Genomic DNA, 15,883 nt, shown 5'->3' with positions numbered 1-15,883 from the left:
TCGTCGCTAGATTTGTCGCACCATCAGTAAGTTATTCCGGGGATATCGCCGGCATGGGAGCTCAGAATAACGGCACCGGATGTTTTGATATTCCCATCCACTTCCAATGCTTCCGTCGGCTCAGTCCCGATACCGACACCTCCACCGTTATAAGTGACGCCCGAACCGGTCAGCGTGAAAAAGCTGTCACCGTCCACCCCATCGCGACCGGCGGGCCCAGGAGGCCCAGTCAGATTACCCAGCGCGACCCAATCGCCCTCTACCTTTTGAAAGTAATCGCCCGTCGTTACATTCAGAAAGAGATCGTCGTTGTCGCCTTCCGAAGCGGGAGCCGAGGCCCCGGTCAGCCATTGATTCGTGTAGGCCCCCGCATTCCAATTTTCGATCTCCGATTGAGTGATGTCGGCAGCCGGACTGGACTCGAAGTCCGGATCCGATTCTACCCTCAAGTAACCCGCCGAAGAGTGGTCCCCCCAACGGTAGGCTTCATCCCAATTCTTAATTTCATTTCGTATGATCGACAACAAAGCCCAGCCGGGATTGCCCGCGCCATCAGCATCAGCAAGATAGCCTTCAAACACGTCATTAACGGCATCGTAGCGAACAGCGCCCGGCGTTGGGCTAGCCGCGCTCATATCCGAATAGTTCCCCAGCAGGGCTGGCCCCTTAATCTGCAGGGTTTCATCAGAATCCGGAAAACCCTGGTGGGGACCCAAAATAATCCGTCCACTCTTCAGTACGGTCAGGGCGTTCGCACGATCAGCGTCCTTAGCACCCGTACCGATACCCAATTCGAAAAGAGGATCACCTGCATCCCAACTGCTCATACTCCCCGCAGACCAATCACTTCGCCCACTTAAATTGTATCGACCGAAAACAGTGGATAGGTATAAATCCGCCTGATTCTGGAGCCCAAAGGCAACCGCACCGTCACCAGCAGCGATATTGGAATCGCCCGCGGCGAAGGAATAGCTTCCACTCGCTTCGGTCGAGTCGCCAAAAGCAGCCGAATAGAGACCTACCCTATTTTCATTCCAACCCGATGTACCGTAGCCGGCCCTAAAAGAGGCCGTTTCCGGGAACCACATCAACCGGACGCCATCACCTTCCATCGGGATCATGCCCGGACCTTCCAAGCGGCCCTCCAGAAGAAAAGAATTCTTCGAGCCGGAATTCCTCGCTGAACGGAAAACAAAATTTTCGTCGAGCAAATCAATCGCATTCCCCTGCGTCACCACGGGTTCAGCTTCCTGGCCCACGCCGACCATAAGGGTACCACCTTCAAAGCTTAGCGGAACGTAGGTACTGGCTTCGGCCTCAACCCCCGTATCCAGTATTCCGAGAGACTCTGTAAGAATATTGTTCGTATCAATGCCCAGCGAATCAATCAGAGTGGATTCGCCCGTCGGAGCGGTTCCCGAATCTCCCTGCATTACACGAAGCGACGCAACCCTCAGCCCCAAAAGATATTTGTAATCAATCAAGCCTTCTTCACCGACTCCGGTAAACTGATTTGCCGGCAAGGCGTTCGTCTGAAAGGAGCCATACGTCTCCCAATTCACAACCGGGGCAACCGGAGACAGGCTAAAAACTGATTTTTCCGTCCGACCGTTTGTTTTATCACTAGCTGAGTTTCCGCCAGCCTGCAAATCCAGCGTGCTCGATAGCGCAAAGACCGAAAGAGCGAGCGGAGCGATTTTTCGATTAAAGCGTTTTATTTTCATAAGCTTCAGAAGTGTTGGGGTTCACGGAGTTCGGAATACGCTTGAGAAAGTTGATCGAGCCGAGGGTCTGACGGCCCATTGCATTACGAACATCGAAGAGCGCAGGCGCCAGCTGAGGACTTGACCCTGAGTAATGCAAGCCGACCCCTTTGAAAGCAGCTTCTTGGGGCAGCAAATCCAGACCAGGCACCTATCGTTCAATAGAGGTAAAAGTCCATACCGGCTATCAGGTATTTTTCTCATAAGCGTTAGGGTATTACGCTAAAAAGCTAATTCACGGTGAACGATTTGAGTCAACAGTCGATTGGCTAATCTTATATTTGCTAAACGAGTTTATATTTTATTTACATAATCCCGTTGGGCTTGCGGGGCGTTTGCGCATGACACCCCGCGTCCCACTTGTAGGACGGCGCGCGGTGAGCCCGTCGAACTGCGGATTGCGCCCTAACCTCTATCGCAGAAAGGACTGCAACCCCTTAAAGCGCGCTGCACGTTGAGATCCGATTCCGGATTCCCGTACGTAGGCCGGGCCGTTTCTCATCGGTGGTCGCCTCGGCTGTAAAACCGGGGAGAGGGGGGATACAGATTTGGATTAAGAGAAAGATTAAGAATAGGAGTAAAATGGAGAGGACTGAGAGCTATTTTTTCGGGGAGGGGAATCAGGTCGCGAGCCATCGACCCCGCTGTCACCAGCGAGGCCACGTCGCCTGAGCCATTACTAGATTATGGCCGCACAAGTCGAAACGCAGTTTTGGGGCTCGGCCGCCCGGGAGAGAAGCTCAATCAGCGCCTTCCCACACTGTTAACAGCCACCGTATCCGGCGTAGTTCGTAGAGCGTAGACGCAAGCGCTTAACGCGATGACGGAGGTGACGTGCACCTAAGCCAATTTTTTCAGCGCAGCGCACAACTGTTTAATATCGTTGGGCAGCGGCGCCTCGAAGCGCGCCTCATTTCCGCTCTCCGGGTGGGCGATGCGGAGCTCCGTCGAGTGCAGCATGACACGCGGGACAGTCGTGCCTTTCAGGCGATTGGCTTTAAAGCCGTAAGTGGAATCACCGAGCAGCGGGTGGCCGAGATGGCTCATGTGCACGCGAATTTGGTGGGTGCGTCCGGTATGGATGACGCAACTGACCAGAGCGGCCTGTTTCGCGAAAGCTTCTTCAACTCGCCAATCGGTGTGGGCTTCGCGACCATTTTTCTGCACCGACATGCGGGTGCGCACGACGGGGTGGCGGCCGATGGGCTCGAAACAGGTGCCGGAAGAACGCTTGGGCACGCCGAGAACAAGTGCGGTGTAACGCTTGTAGGTTTCCCGTTCACTGAAGGCTGCCGCGAGCTTGTGATGGGCCTTATCCGTCTTGGCGGCCACGATCAGTCCGCTGGTTTCCTTATCGAGACGATGGACAATACCCGGCCGATCCGGTGCGCCGACCGAACTTAGCTGTCCTTTGCAATGATGCAGCAACGCATGCACCAGCGTATCGTCCCCCGTGCCGTTCCCGGGATGGGTCACCATGCCGGGAGCCTTGTTGACCACGATAATGGACGCATCTTCGAAAATAATGTCCAGCGGTAGATCGACCGGTTTGGGTGGTGCATCAAATTGAGGCTCTTCCAATACCGCTTGCAGTAAACCGGGACGGGAAATTTTAAATCGCTTATCAATCACTTCACCGTCGAAAGTCACCTGTCCGGCATCGAAGGCTCGCTGGAGGCGGGCACGGCTGACGTCATCAAACTCGGCCGCAAACAACTTATCGGCACGTTGCGGTTTAGTTCCTTCAGGAACTACAAATTCTATGACACGTTCTGGCACTTGAGAGAAAGAATTGCTTTAACCGTTAATTCACGTGAATGCACGTGAATTAACGGTTCACATAATAATGACATTTCGTCAGCTGACCAAACTCCGTGCCGTCTCGCAATCCTGAGCGATCTGAGCCTTGAGCTCGCCGACCGAATCGAACTTCTGCTCCGGCCGGATAAATTTGAGCCAAGCCACATCAATCGCATCGCCGGGCTGCAACTCGACCGGATCGAGGGCGTGCACTTCTAGCGTAGGTTCCGATGGGTTTGCATCGACCGTCGGCTTGACGCCATAATTCGCTACGGCCGGCGCCCAGGTCTTTTCACCCGATTGACGGAAGTAGACAAAGTAGACACCAAAACGCGGCAAGCACTCCGGCTGCCAGGGGAGGTTCATGGTGGGAAAGCCGATCTTTCGACCCAACTTCGCCCCGCTGACGATCTTACCGGAACTAGTGTAATTATAGCCGAGCAAGTCATTGGCCTCACGAATGCGGCCAGCCTCCAATTCAGCACGAATACGTGTACTGCTAATGGGCTCGCCATTGTGCTTGATCCGTTCGGCACTGAATACGCCGAGCCCCAACTCGCGGCCGGATGCGATCAGGGTTGCCACATCGCCTGCACGCTTTTGCCCGAAACGGAAATTCTCCCCCACGTAGATTGACTTAAGTGTCGGCAATTGCTCCTTCAGATGAGCCAGAAAATTCTCCGCGAGAATGGCGGCGAATTCACGATCAAATTTTTTGCAGATCACACAATCGACACCGATGGCATGAAGCATAGTGGCCTTCGTCTCGATCGGCATGATCAGTCGAGTCGGGTTCTCCGGACGGAAGAGCTGACTCGGATGGGGGTCGAAAGTCAGGACAGCGGAGACCCCCTTGCTGCGCTGAGCTGAGAAGACCGCTGACTCAACGACCGCTTTATGCCCGAGGTGAACCCCGTCAAAAACACCGATCGCCAGATGTAGCTCGGACTTCAGACCGGAGAGAGCCTGAAAGTTTTCGGCGCTGGAGGGGATATTCATTCTTGAGGGGCGGTCGTCGCTAGCGGCAGGCTGTCTGGATTTGAGCAAAACCCGGGGGCATCGGCCATAAAATTTTACAGGGCGTGACTTGGGACGGCCTGCAGAACAGGGATCAAGCGCTTACGCAGCGCGGAAGGCGACATGCTCTCGATGGCTTCGATTGTATCTGCTTTTTCGATACGGAACTTACCCACTCCGGTTCGGCGCAGGCCGCAAAGATGGCCTCCGCAGCCGAGGCGCTCACCGAGGTCGTGCGCGATCGTGCGGACGTAAGTTCCTTTACTGCAGGCCACCAGGAAATCCAGCTCCGGCGAAGCGAAACGCGACAGCTCAAACTTGGCGATGTTGATCACCCGCGGCTCCCGTTCGACCGTCTTTCCTTTTCTGGCCAGTTTGTAGAGCGGCTGCCCTTTCACCTTCTTGGCCGAGAACATGGGCGGGGTTTGGTACTGGTCGCCAATAAACGCCTTCATTTCCTTAAGAATAGTTCCCTCGGTCAAATCCGGCACCGGGCGCTCTTCCACAACCTCACCGTCGGCATCCTGTGAGTCAGTCGTCTGGCCCAACCGGATCGTACCAGTGTATTCCTTGTCCATACTCATCAGGTATTGCGAGACCTTGGTGGCCTTCCCCACGAGCATGACCAATAGCCCGGTTGCCATGGGATCCAGCGTGCCGGCATGACCGATCTTTTTGATATGAAAGACACGACGCAGCTTGGAAACTACATCGTGCGAAGTAATCCCCTGCGGCTTATCGACTAGCAGGATACCTTCGGGCGTATCTGTTTGATTCTGGGACATACTTTATTTTTCGGTGCCGAGGGTTTTCAGGTGTTCGCCCAACGCTTCAATCAATTTGGGCTGGAACTCGGCAATCGAGCTGTTTTCCACATTCAAGCCCGCGGCACAGGCGTGACCGCCACCGCTGAACTGCTTGGCTACCTGGTCCACACGATAGAAGGGATCCTTGGCCCGCAGGCTAACCTTGATCGCACCATCACGATCTTCGATCAATACCCCGACGTCGACACCATCAATGGCCCGGGCGTAGTCGACCAGACCTTCAGCATCGTCGATAGTCGCCCCAGTTTGGTCATAAATACCATTCTCGAGCAGGCCGATGCAGACACGGTTATCAAACTCCATGTGTAGTGAATCCAGAAAGTGCTGTAGCAACTGTATCTTGGCAAAGCTCTCGCGCTCGTAGAGTTGATAGGCCGCCTCGGAAGGATTGGCACCTTGCTCGCAGAGACGGCGGGCGATCTCAAACGTTTCCGGCGTCGTGGAGGGGAAACGGAACTGACCGGTGTCGGTCGCAATTCCGACGTAGAGCCCCTGGGCGGTAACCGCGTCAATCTCGTAGCCGAGGTCGAGGAAGAAGCCGGCAAGAATTTCCGCTGTGGCACAGGCATCGGCAATCACGATGTTTTCAGCACCGTATTCCTTATTGGAAATATGGTGGTCAATATTGAGAGCGACCTCAGGGAAAAGCTCATTCAAACGATCCCCTACCCGCTTGAAATCGGCCGAGTCCACCGTGACCGCGACATGGCCGTCAGGTTGAAAATCATCCGCCAGCATTAACGGCGTATCACCGACAAAGTTTTCCAGAGAGGCTGGCACACTGTCTCGATTCAGGCCGACCGCTTCGATACCGAGACTTTTCAAAACACGCACCACGGCAACAATAGAGCCGATACAGTCTCCGTCCGGGCGCTGGTGCCCGAGCACGGCGACTTTTTTGCCTTTGAGTTGTTCGACCGCTTGGGCAAAGCGAGGGCTCTCTTCGGGATAGAATTTTTGATCAGTCATTTTCAATATCGAGTTGATCGAGCAGGTCATTGATCTCCGCACCGCGTTCGAGTGAAGGATCATAGACGAAGTCGAAACGGGGAAAGTATTTCAGAATAACGTGCTTACTGACACGCTGGCGCAGGTCCTTACCGATGCGGTTGAAGAGCGCCTCGGCATCACGGATCGCGGCATCATCCCCCAACACGGAAAAGAATATCTTGGCGTGACGCAGGTCGGTGGAACAGTCGACGTCGCTGATGGTAATCGCAGCTGTCTCGCTGCGATAGTAGCGGCGCATCTGCTCGCTGACTTCTCGCTGAAGCAACTCGTTAATACGGGAGATTCTTTGAGACATGACAGACGAAAGTTAACATTGAACGCCGAACATCCAACGCCGGACGGGCGACTGAGCCTAAAGCGAGGGGCGCTGCTCCTCGACTTCGAAACACTCGATCGTGTCGCCTTCCTGGTAGTCGTTGTATTCGGAAATGTTGATACCACATTCGTAGCCGGCACGAACTTCCTTCACGTCGTCCTTGAAGCGCTTGAGCGTATCAACCTTGCCTTCGTGAATCAACTCGCCACCACGCATGAGGCGTGCGATACCGTTACGTTTGATTGTACCTTCAGTGATCATGCAGCCGGCCACATTTCGGCCCTTACCGACACTAAAGACCTGGCGAACTTCGGCTGCGCCGGACTTACTTTCGATGTATTCCGCATCGAGTAGTTCGGCCATTGCTTCTTCCACCTGGTCGATGAGTTCGTAAATAATCTCGTGCTGGATAATGCGCACGTCGTGATGCTTGGCGAGACTCTGCACGCCGTTGTCCAGCTTGACGTTAAATCCGACAATGACGGCACCGCCTGCACTAGCCAACGTAACATCGTTCTTGGTCACATGGCCAACGCCCTTGCTGATGACCTCGAGGTCCACCTTATCGCTTTCGATTTCTTCGAGTGCCGAAACAAGTGCTTCTGTCGAGCCGTGAACGTCAGACTTCACAATCACGCGGAGCGACTTCTTCTGCTGGTTTTCGATCGCCGCAAAGAGATCTTCCACGGTAGCGGCTCCGCCTTCGCCACTCTTTTCGGCGCTTTCAGCGGCATCGGTCAGTTTACGGGCCTGCATAGCTTCTTCTGCGGCACGCTTAGCGGCTTTTTCGTTTTTCTCGGAGGTAAACTTCGCACCGGATGCGGGCGTATCCGACCACCCCATCACACGGGCCGGTGTCCCCGGAGGCACAGACTTGAGCATATTCCCGTCGGCATCCGTCATGGATTTCACACGGCAGTAAACCTCGCCGCAAAGCAGCGCGTCACCCTTTTTCAATGTACCGCGCTCCACAATGACAGTCGCGGTCGCGCCACGGCCAAGTTCAACCTGGGACTCGACCACGGTGCCGCTCGGCGGGCACTTCGGGTTGGCCTTCAGTTCGAGGACCTCGGCCTGGAGCAAAATCATGTCGAGCAGCTCGTCGATATTGGTACCGTTCAGCGCGGAAACTTCCACCGTCACAGTCTCGCCGCCCCATTCTTCGGGCGCGATGCCCTTTTCCTGCATCTGCTGCTTCACGCGGTCGGGATTGGATCCCTTCGAATCGATCTTGTTAATCGCAACCACGATCGCATTGTTCGCTTCTTTGGCGAACTTAAGCGCTTCATCCGTCTGCGGCTTGAAGGCATCGTCCGCAGCAATCACGAGAACCGCCACGTCAGTGACGTTGGCGCCGCGGGAGCGCATCTTGGAAAATGCGGCGTGGCCCGGAGTATCGACGAAAGAAATCTTCTGGTCCTTATGCTCGATCTGATAGGCACCGATATGCTGCGTGATACCACCGGCTTCACCGGCGGTGACGTTGGCCTTACGAATGGTATCGAGCAATGTCGTTTTACCGTGGTCGACGTGACCGAGAATACAGACAACCGGCGGACGCGGCTCAAGGAAGCGGGGATCATCTTCGTCCGGCTTTTCCTCTTTCGGCTTCGCTCCGCCTTGTTCCGACCCCTCACCCCGATGGTGCACTTCAAGAATGCAGCCATGACGTTCAGCCAGGTTTTTGGCGACATCTTCTTCGATGCTTTGATTCATCGAAGCGAAGATACCCATCTCCATTAGTTCAGAGATGAGTTTGAAAGGTTTGAGGCCAATCTCACCGGCAAAATCACGCACCACGATCGGAGGCTTGACGTGAATGGTTTTGATTTCATCGGAAGCCTCTGAACTCTCTCGCTCTCCGGAACTTTCCTCGGGTGCCTCCGGAGCTGAGGCCGCGGGCGGCTTCGGTGGTGCCGGAGTCGAAGGAGGTGTTGAAGGGGGTTTCGGCGGGCCACCGGCAGGAGGTGCGGGCGGCTTCGGCGGCGTTGCGGGTGCAGGCGGTGGCGAGGTCGGTTTTTTGACCGGTTCTGCTGGTTCTTCCGCCTTGGGGCCGGTAGCTTCCTTAGGCTTTTCCTTGCCCGCAGCTTTTTCTTTTTCCTCTTTTTCCGCAGCTGCCTTGGCTTCGCGCTCGCGCTGAATATCCTCGGCACTCTTCACAAAAGCACCCGCAGGAATTTGCGGTGCGGCAGGCTTTTCTTCTTCCTTCGCCTCGGAGGCCGCCTCCTCGGCGGATGGCTCTTCAGGCTTGCTGTATTCCTCGCGAATCGCGTCGGCGCTGATGTTGTCGATTGTGCTGGATGCGCTCTTTACCTCAAAACCGCGGCTCCTGAGGAGCGCAATCAGCTCCTTGTTTTCCATTCCTATGTCTTTGGAAAGTTGGTGGATACGGACGCTCATATATGCGTGAAGTGGTTTATGCGGTGATTATTAATGAGAGTAAGTGCGACTGATAATTTAGGCGTTCTCTGAGAGGAAAGCTTCAACCTTGGACAAGACGTCCGCGGCTTCTTCTTCGGTGTAGCCCAGACCAACCAGGTCTTCGGCTTCGACACCCTCGAAAACTTCCGGGCTGGCAAAACCGCTGGTGACCAAACGGGCGGCAAGGTCGGGATCGAGCCCGGGGATGGCGGCAAGGCCGGCGGCTGCCTTGGCAACCTTTTCATCAAAGCCAACGGCTTCCTTTTCTTCCTTGCCGATATCCAACTTCCAGCCCAGCAGGCGGGAGGTCAGCTTGGCGTTGAAACCCTTGCGGCCAATGGCGATGGAGAGGTCGTCTTCGGCAACCTCGAAGTGGATGCGGCGATCCACCTCGTTGACTTTTATGTTCTTCGGTACGGCCGGCTTCAGCGCTTCTTCGAGAAGTGCGAGCGGGTCCTGAAAATAGCGAATGATATCGATCTTTTCGCCGCCAAGCTCACGAACAATGGTTTTCACGCGGGCACCGCGGGCGCCGACGCAGGCACCGACAGGGTCGACCTTCGGGTCTGCGCTGTTCACGGCGATCTTGGTCCGGTAGCCGGGCTCACGCGCCATTGCTTCGATCGTCACGGTGCCGTCGGCAATCTCAGTGACTTCGAGTTCGAACAAACGGCGTACGAAATTGATATTCGAGCGGGAAAGGATGATATCCGGCCCCCGGTTGGTCTGCTCGATTTTAAGCAGCAAGCAGCGAATGCTCTCGCCCGGAGCGTAGTCTTCACCGGGAACGCGTTCGCGCGGGGGGAGAATCGCCTCGGCCTTGCCGAGGTCAATGATCAGGTCGCCACGCTCGCGGCGGCGGACCGTACCGGTGACAATATCGCCGACCGTATCTTTGTAATCATCGTAGATACGATCCTTCTCAAATTGGCGGATGCGCTGCATGATCGCCTGACGCGCCGTCTGCGCGGCGATACGACCCAGATAAGCCGGATCGATTTCCTTTTCGATCGTCTCACCAATCTGCGCGCCTTCACGGATCGCACGTGCCTTTTCAATATGAATTTCGACAGAATCATCGGCAACGGAATCCACCACGTTCAAAACACTCCATGCCTTCAGGGCACCGGTTTTCGGATTGATTTCGACACGAATGTCCCGTCCAGCACCAATGCCGCGTTGCGCCGCACCTGCGATGGCACCGGAGATAGCCTCGATCATGTCCGGGCGGCTGATGCCCTTCTCTTTCTCCATGTATTCAAGGACGGAAAGTATCTCGTTGCTCATAGTTATGTCTGTAGAAATGAAAAAAGCGCGCTAGAAGCCCGCTTCAATAAATTGAATGGTGTTAAAGTGGATCGTGGAAATTAGAGGGCCAACCGACTATGTCAAGTGCCCACTAAGCCCATTAAGACCGCCACCAACGACTCGCTTGAGCAATCGAATACTGGAATTTTCGGGCATGTTCGCGGATCAAAAACGGCATATCCCACCGCACATCCAAGCTAAATTCCGGCTCTAAAGCCTGCCGCAGACCCGCAAAAGAATCCTGTGCGCCGTCACCCAACCAGTTATCGGAAGGCGTATATTCCTCCAGCCAGGTAAAAGGCGTGGTCATAAAGAGCTGCCCGCCGGGTTTGAGTAAATCCGGCAGTCGCTGCAGCAGGCGCATGGGCTCAGGCAGGCGGCAGATCAAATTGCAAGCCACCACCACATCGAATTGTCCGATATCCTCACGAATGAACTGCGCATCACCCTGCTCGAAGCTGACACGGCTGCGATCGATTGTCGCGTCGACCTGTACATTCAACTGCGTCGTGGCCGACCCTTCGTCCAACCGGGTCGCCGGATGGCTACCGTCGACCTGCATGCGGTTTGCGGCATCGATAAAGGCCTGCGAATAGTCGATCCCGATCACACTGGAGCAGTGACGTGCCAGTTCAAAACTGGAGCGTCCAACCGCGCAGCCCAAGTCCAAAGCGCGGGCACCTTTCGGCAACTTCTCAGGATCCGGCCCTTCCAGTGCGCATCGCTTCGGAAAATCCAGCGCATCGGACCCGCCAAAATCGTAGGGGAATTGCTCCTCCGCACTGGCGTAGTGAAAAACGAGATACTGCTGGAGCAGTTCGTCGGACTCGTAGGGGTTCACCGCCACAATCAGACAGTCGCCGGAACTTCTGCTTCCAGAAGATCGATCATGAATTTGGACGGCTTGTAGTTTTCGATCAGCACTTCGGTCTGTCCGCCACGTATCATCCGGGCCTGTTTCAGGCGAATTTCCGGAGTCTTGTGCGGAGCATAGAGTACATCATCGTGTGAAGCGTTCTTATGCTCTTTGAAGAGATCCGGTGTAATATTGCCACCGAGATGATCGTCACGACCGGTGGCCACATGAATCGTGCCCAGAATCTTCTCGTCCTGAATATCGCGGCCGGAGAAAGGCAAGACTTGCGTGCCAAAGCCGAGTTCGCCGAGTGCGCCGATCATAGGATCCTCCTTGAGACGTCGATTGTGATCCTCGATCTCGCTGTAGTCCCCGTAGACAAACTGCGACTTTACAATCTTTCCGTCTTCAACGTGGAGCAATCCGATCGTGCTCTCGTCATACTTGAACGGGAACACTCCTTCGCCGCCTTCCGGCACGAAATAAACTTCACCCCCGGGAAGATTGGCCACGTCCGGCTTGCCGACGGCGCAGAGGCCGTGACTTTTTTGGGCGTCCTGCCCGTTTGTGTGAAGTTTCAAGGTGTAGACTTTACTCTCCACCTCAAAGTCGATCTCGAAACGGTCGGCCTTGGTCAGGCCGAGTCGCAGCTTTTCCGCATCCTCAGAGACTTGGTTATAATCAACCGCAAGACCGGTATCGAGGATGATCTGGTTCAATCCGTGGAGTGTAGCACCCCGGAAACCGAACTCTTTGCATTTTGCCGTTAACGGAGCGGTCGCGGAAAAGGTGGAGACCACGAGAATGATTTCGTAGTTCTGATAAATATCCTTATCGAGACTGAGCAGGTTACCGTCGGGATCGTAGCACTCGTCCTCCATGTCCAAATTGCTGCCTCCGGTTTCCTTGTAGGCGTAAATTTCGCCGCCAGTCCAATTCATCTCCTCGAGCGCTCCCGACTTGAATCCCTTGTAGAACACTTCGTGTCCGTAGTTTTGAATGGACAAAGTTTCATCGTTCAGGAATTTAAAATCCTCGATATCGGCGGGATTTGGCAGATCGATCAGGATACAAACCTTCTCACCATTACCACGGCCAAAACAGGTGGTGAGGAGGCGCGTTAAACTAAAGGGTTCGAAAGTGCGTTCGTTAGCGTCGAGTATCATAACTTGAGTCTTTTGTTGTTGAGAATATAGACAGTTTAAAACCTATCCAGGCACCCACACCTGTCAAAGCTAGGTTTGACTGTATAGTTTGAAAAGATGGAATCGAAGCAAATCTTCAAAGCTTACGGACAACTTTCTGCGCAACAATGAAGCGCCTCTTCGACATCGCGATTTCCCTGCTCCTGCTGGTTGCTCTGGCGTTGCCACTTTGCCTGCTCTGCATTGGCCAACTTTGTCTCTTGGGACGCCCCATCTTTTTCAAACAGGAACGAGCTGGCGAGGGCGGCAAGTCCTTCAGCATCATCAAATTCCGCAGCATGCGAAATGGCTCCGGCAGCGATGCTGAGCGCCTCACCCGCTGGGGGCAATTTCTCCGCTCCACCAGCTTGGATGAATTTCCCGAGCTCTTAAACGTGCTCCGTGGGGATATGAGTCTGGTGGGCCCTCGCCCCTTACCGACAAAATATTTGTCACGCTATTCTGCGGAGCAGGCCCGCCGCCACGAAGTCCCCCCGGGTATCACCGGTTGGGCTCAGGTCAATGGTCGGAACGGACTTTCTTGGGATCGACAGTTCGAGCTGGACCTCTGGTATGTCGAAAACCGTTCCTTCTTGCTGGATCTGAAAATTCTCGGTTTAACCATTCTGACAGTTTTCCGCCGCGAGAATATCTCTGCTCAAGGTGAAGCCACCCGCAGCGAATTCACCGGCTCGAACAAACCTCCCAGACTTTAAAGATGCCCAACTCCACTGAAATCGAATCACTCGTCATTGAATGCGTCCGTATGCTGTCAAAGGATTTCGAAATCGATGCTTTGGCCGACGTAAAAAAAGACAGCTTGCTTTACGGCGAGGGCGGCCCCCTAGACAGTATGGCTCTGGTTAACCTGATCGCCGACATTGAGGACGCCGTGGCTGAACAATACGGTGCCACGATCACGCTGGCGGATGAGCGCGCATTGAGCGCCAAACGCTCCCCCTTCCGCTCGGTCGCCGACCTGAGCCAAGCCATCATGGAAAGGCTGCCCGAATGAAAACCATCGTCATCACCGGCACCCGTAAGGGGATCGGAAAATCGCTCGCTGAGTACTATCTTGAAGAAGGCTGGCAAGTCGCCGGTTGCAGCCGCGGCGAATCCAATATCGAGCACGCGAACTATCGCCATTTCTCTCTGGACGTAAGCGACGAGCCCGCCGTCGTGGCAATGGCACGTTCCCTCAAAAAAGAGTTCGGAGGCGTCGATGCCCTACTGAATAATGCCGGCATTGCATCAATGAATCACGCCCTGCTCACACCGGCAGGAACGGTGAACCGAATCCTTTCGACCAACGTTGTCGGCACATTTCTCTTCTGCCGCGAGATGGCCAAACTGATGCGGACTAAAAAGTGCGGCCGGATCGTCAATTTCACTACGGTGGCACATCCGCTCAATCTGGAAGGCGAAGCCATTTACGCCGCCAGTAAGGCGGCTGTGGAAAGCCTCACCCGTATCCTTTCGCGTGAACTTGCGGAGCTCGGCATCACGGTCAACGCCGTCGGCCCGACACCGATCGATACCGATCTCATTCGTGGCGTGCCCCAGGTAAAGACGGACGCACTCATCCAGCGCCAGGCGATTCGACGTCTCGGCGAAGTCCGCGACGTGATTAACACCATCGATTTCTATCTTCGTCCCGAGAGCGACTTCATTACGGGACAAGTGCTCTACCTCGGCGGGGTAACGTGATGCAGTTATTCGTTTATTTAGAACAGGCGTCCTGCCTGTTCATGGGATCAGGAGACAGCCGACACGGCCGCCCTAAGACCCTGTAATAGAGCAGTGAATTGGCTATTAAACAGACTGGAAAGTTTCGGCTCCAAAACAGCCTGCATCGAGGCAGGAAAAGTTTGGACCTTTAAAGAGTTTCTAAGCGCAATCGAAACCGCCAAATTAAACCTAGGCCGCGGACGAGTCGTGACGATCGAAACGGCCAGCACGGTGGAGGGCCTTGCCCAACTCATTGCCATCGCCGACACCAATCGAATCGCCCTACCCCTGCCACCCTCGCTGCCCGATACCGAGCGCAAGCGTATGAGGGGGATTGCACAAAATTCGCCACTCTATGATAAGCTATCGGGAAGCGGACTCATCCTTTTCAGCAGCGGGACCAGCGGTGAACCCAAGGGAATGCTGCACAAATTATCCGCGCTACTCAACCGCTTTGAGCCGCTGCCAACACGCAAAGACCGAACACTCCAGCTCCTCCTCATCGATCACATTGGCGGGCTCGACGCGGCCTTTCGCTGCCTTTTTTCCGGATCCACCTTGATCATCCCCGAAGCACGCACACCCGAAGACGCCGGACGCGCCATCGAAACGCACAAGGTCAATATACTGCCAGCCTCGCCCACTTTCCTCAACCTCATGCTGATGAACAGCATGCACGAACACTACGATTGTAGCTCGGTCGAGATCATCGCCTACGGCGCAGAAGCCATGCCAGCTCCGTTACTCCAACGCCTCCGAGCAAGCTTCCCGAACGCCGACCTGCAACAAAAATTCGGCACCAGCGAAACCGGCGCTGTTCGAATCGAAAGCCAGGGCAGCGAGAGCCTATTTTTTCGTATCAAAGATCCGGATACAGAATGGAAGATCATTGAGGATGAACTCTGGTTGAAAACCCCTTCCCGGATCATCGGCTATCTTAACGCCGATGAAAGTTCGCTTGAAGCCGACGGTTGGTACCGCACCGGCGACCTCGTTGAGGAAGGCCCAAACGGCAGCATCCGCATCATCGGGCGACAAAGCGCCACCATCAATGTGGGCGGCCAAAAGGTGCATCCTTCCGAAGTTGAAGCCGTGCTTTTGAACGTGGACGGTATCGACGCCTGCCATGTTTACGGAGAGCCCGACCCGATCACCGGGCAGCGTGTCGCTTGCAGGATTTTCAGCTCCGAAGAAAAGGATTCACTCGCCTGGAAGCGGGCCATCCGAAATCACTGCCGGGGCAAGCTGGCTCCTTGGAAAATACCGTCGAACGTGACGATTGGTGATCAACTCAGTGTTAATACGCGGATGAAGCGGGACTAGTGCACTAAACACTCAATTGCGCGCTCGTTTGTGTACTGCTAAACATTAAAATTTAGAGGCTGCGCTACCATTGCTCGACTCCGAAAGACTCCCATTGGTCCGAGGGAAAAGAGTTCACCTGCTAATTTTTACTAATCCAATTTATTACCCGAACACCTGCTTCCTCAGTCCCTGAATGGTGGCAAGATTTTGCCAATCGGCTCCGCGCAGTAGATTCGGTTTGGGCGGATATTTTCGTTTTTTCTCCCGTTGCCAGGCCCCAGCGTAACTCCGGACGAAGTCCTGACTGCCCAGGATGGCCCCATCGGTGAAGTAGCGCACCCGGCAGC

At 54.9% G+C, this 15,883-nt stretch carries 14 protein-coding genes and 1 pseudogene; 4 read left to right on the top strand and 11 right to left on the bottom strand.

Translation table 11 applies throughout. The features are described 5' to 3' along the window. Positions 1–23: 23 nt before the first annotated feature. The 10 genes from DDZ13_RS14605 to DDZ13_RS14555 all read right to left on the bottom strand — a co-directional run bounded on the left by DDZ13_RS14605 (position 24) and on the right by DDZ13_RS14555 (position 12,485). Entirely contained in the window at positions 24–1,724 is a 1,701-nt protein-coding gene (locus DDZ13_RS14605) for a hypothetical protein (protein ID WP_110132203.1), read from the bottom strand. A gap of 879 nt (positions 1,725–2,603) precedes the next feature. Continuing rightward, positions 2,604–3,542, bottom strand: a complete 939-nt coding sequence (locus DDZ13_RS14595) for an RluA family pseudouridine synthase (RefSeq protein ID WP_199221145.1) — start codon at positions 3,540–3,542, stop codon at positions 2,604–2,606. A 78-nt stretch (positions 3,543–3,620) separates the two neighbouring features. Next, the gene (gene ribF, locus DDZ13_RS14590; RefSeq protein ID WP_110132201.1) at positions 3,621–4,562 is read right to left on the bottom strand and encodes a riboflavin biosynthesis protein RibF; all 942 of its coding nucleotides are present in this window, start codon (positions 4,560–4,562) and stop codon (positions 3,621–3,623) included. A gap of 74 nt (positions 4,563–4,636) precedes the next feature. Continuing rightward, a complete protein-coding gene (gene truB / locus DDZ13_RS14585) occupies positions 4,637–5,365 on the bottom strand; it encodes a tRNA pseudouridine(55) synthase TruB (RefSeq protein ID WP_110132200.1) in 729 nt (242 codons plus the stop codon). A 3-nt stretch (positions 5,366–5,368) separates the two neighbouring features. Continuing rightward, the gene (locus DDZ13_RS14580; protein ID WP_110132199.1) at positions 5,369–6,376 is read right to left on the bottom strand and encodes a DHH family phosphoesterase; all 1,008 of its coding nucleotides are present in this window, start codon (positions 6,374–6,376) and stop codon (positions 5,369–5,371) included. Continuing rightward, positions 6,369–6,713: a 30S ribosome-binding factor RbfA gene (rbfA, locus tag DDZ13_RS14575; RefSeq protein ID WP_110132198.1), complete on the bottom strand. Its 345-nt coding sequence runs from the start codon at positions 6,711–6,713 to the stop codon at positions 6,369–6,371. Before rbfA ends, DDZ13_RS14580 begins: the two co-directional genes overlap by 8 nt. Before the next feature lie 57 nt (positions 6,714–6,770). Continuing rightward, positions 6,771–9,134 (bottom strand): translation initiation factor IF-2, encoded by a 2,364-nt coding sequence (gene infB / locus DDZ13_RS14570; protein ID WP_110132197.1) that lies wholly within the window; start codon positions 9,132–9,134, stop codon positions 6,771–6,773. Between the two features lie 57 nt (positions 9,135–9,191). Then, complete coding sequence (gene nusA, locus DDZ13_RS14565) at positions 9,192–10,442, bottom strand: transcription termination factor NusA (RefSeq protein WP_110132196.1); 1,251 nt, start codon at positions 10,440–10,442, stop codon at positions 9,192–9,194. A gap of 121 nt (positions 10,443–10,563) precedes the next feature. Next, positions 10,564–11,310, bottom strand: a complete 747-nt coding sequence (locus tag DDZ13_RS14560) for a putative 4-mercaptohistidine N1-methyltransferase (protein WP_233246177.1) — start codon at positions 11,308–11,310, stop codon at positions 10,564–10,566. A 2-nt stretch (positions 11,311–11,312) separates the two neighbouring features. Next, positions 11,313–12,485: a M29 family metallopeptidase gene (locus tag DDZ13_RS14555; protein WP_110132195.1), complete on the bottom strand. Its 1,173-nt coding sequence runs from the start codon at positions 12,483–12,485 to the stop codon at positions 11,313–11,315. Between the two features lie 146 nt (positions 12,486–12,631). Between DDZ13_RS14555 and DDZ13_RS14550 the strand changes: the two genes are divergently transcribed. The 4 genes from DDZ13_RS14550 (at position 12,632) to DDZ13_RS14535 (ending at position 15,554) form a co-directional block, all read left to right on the top strand. Further along, positions 12,632–13,219 (top strand): sugar transferase, encoded by a 588-nt coding sequence (locus DDZ13_RS14550; RefSeq protein WP_110132194.1) that lies wholly within the window; start codon positions 12,632–12,634, stop codon positions 13,217–13,219. 2 nt (positions 13,220–13,221) lie between these two features. Continuing rightward, entirely contained in the window at positions 13,222–13,518 is a 297-nt protein-coding gene (locus DDZ13_RS14545; protein ID WP_110132193.1) for a hypothetical protein, read from the top strand. After that, positions 13,515–14,210, top strand: coding sequence for an SDR family NAD(P)-dependent oxidoreductase (locus DDZ13_RS14540; RefSeq protein ID WP_110132192.1), 696 nt, complete (start codon positions 13,515–13,517; stop codon positions 14,208–14,210). The genes DDZ13_RS14545 and DDZ13_RS14540 overlap by 4 nt, the downstream gene beginning before the upstream one ends. Positions 14,211–14,438: 228 nt before the next feature. Next, positions 14,439–15,554, top strand: coding sequence for an ANL family adenylate-forming protein (locus DDZ13_RS14535; protein ID WP_233246176.1), 1,116 nt, complete (start codon positions 14,439–14,441; stop codon positions 15,552–15,554). Positions 15,555–15,698: 144 nt separating this feature from the next. Here DDZ13_RS14535 and DDZ13_RS15555 read toward each other — a convergent pair. Further along, positions 15,699–15,883: pseudogene (locus DDZ13_RS15555) on the bottom strand (transposase); the annotation flags it as partial.

The sequence above is a fragment of the Coraliomargarita sinensis genome (assembly GCF_003185655.1).
Classification (GTDB): Bacteria; Verrucomicrobiota; Verrucomicrobiia; order Opitutales; family Coraliomargaritaceae; genus Coraliomargarita_B; species Coraliomargarita_B sinensis.
Note: the sequence above shows the minus strand (reverse complement) of the source record. Positions and strands in the feature narration are given on the sequence as shown.

Coding starts and splice junctions, on each gene's coding strand:
- DDZ13_RS14605 (WP_110132203.1), bottom strand. CDS start 1,724: ATGAAAATAAAACGCTTTAATCGAAAAATCGCTCCGCTCGCTCTTTCG.
- ribF (WP_110132201.1), bottom strand. CDS start 4,562: ATGAATATCCCCTCCAGCGCCGAAAACTTTCAGGCTCTCTCCGGTCTG.
- truB (WP_110132200.1), bottom strand. CDS start 5,365: ATGTCCCAGAATCAAACAGATACGCCCGAAGGTATCCTGCTAGTCGAT.
- DDZ13_RS14580 (WP_110132199.1), bottom strand. CDS start 6,376: ATGACTGATCAAAAATTCTATCCCGAAGAGAGCCCTCGCTTTGCCCAA.
- rbfA (WP_110132198.1), bottom strand. CDS start 6,713: ATGTCTCAAAGAATCTCCCGTATTAACGAGTTGCTTCAGCGAGAAGTC.
- infB (WP_110132197.1), bottom strand. CDS start 9,134: ATGAGCGTCCGTATCCACCAACTTTCCAAAGACATAGGAATGGAAAAC.
- nusA (WP_110132196.1), bottom strand. CDS start 10,442: ATGAGCAACGAGATACTTTCCGTCCTTGAATACATGGAGAAAGAGAAG.
- DDZ13_RS14555 (WP_110132195.1), bottom strand. CDS start 12,485: ATGATACTCGACGCTAACGAACGCACTTTCGAACCCTTTAGTTTAACG.
- DDZ13_RS14550 (WP_110132194.1), top strand. CDS start 12,632: ATGAAGCGCCTCTTCGACATCGCGATTTCCCTGCTCCTGCTGGTTGCT.
- DDZ13_RS14545 (WP_110132193.1), top strand. CDS start 13,222: ATGCCCAACTCCACTGAAATCGAATCACTCGTCATTGAATGCGTCCGT.
- DDZ13_RS14540 (WP_110132192.1), top strand. CDS start 13,515: ATGAAAACCATCGTCATCACCGGCACCCGTAAGGGGATCGGAAAATCG.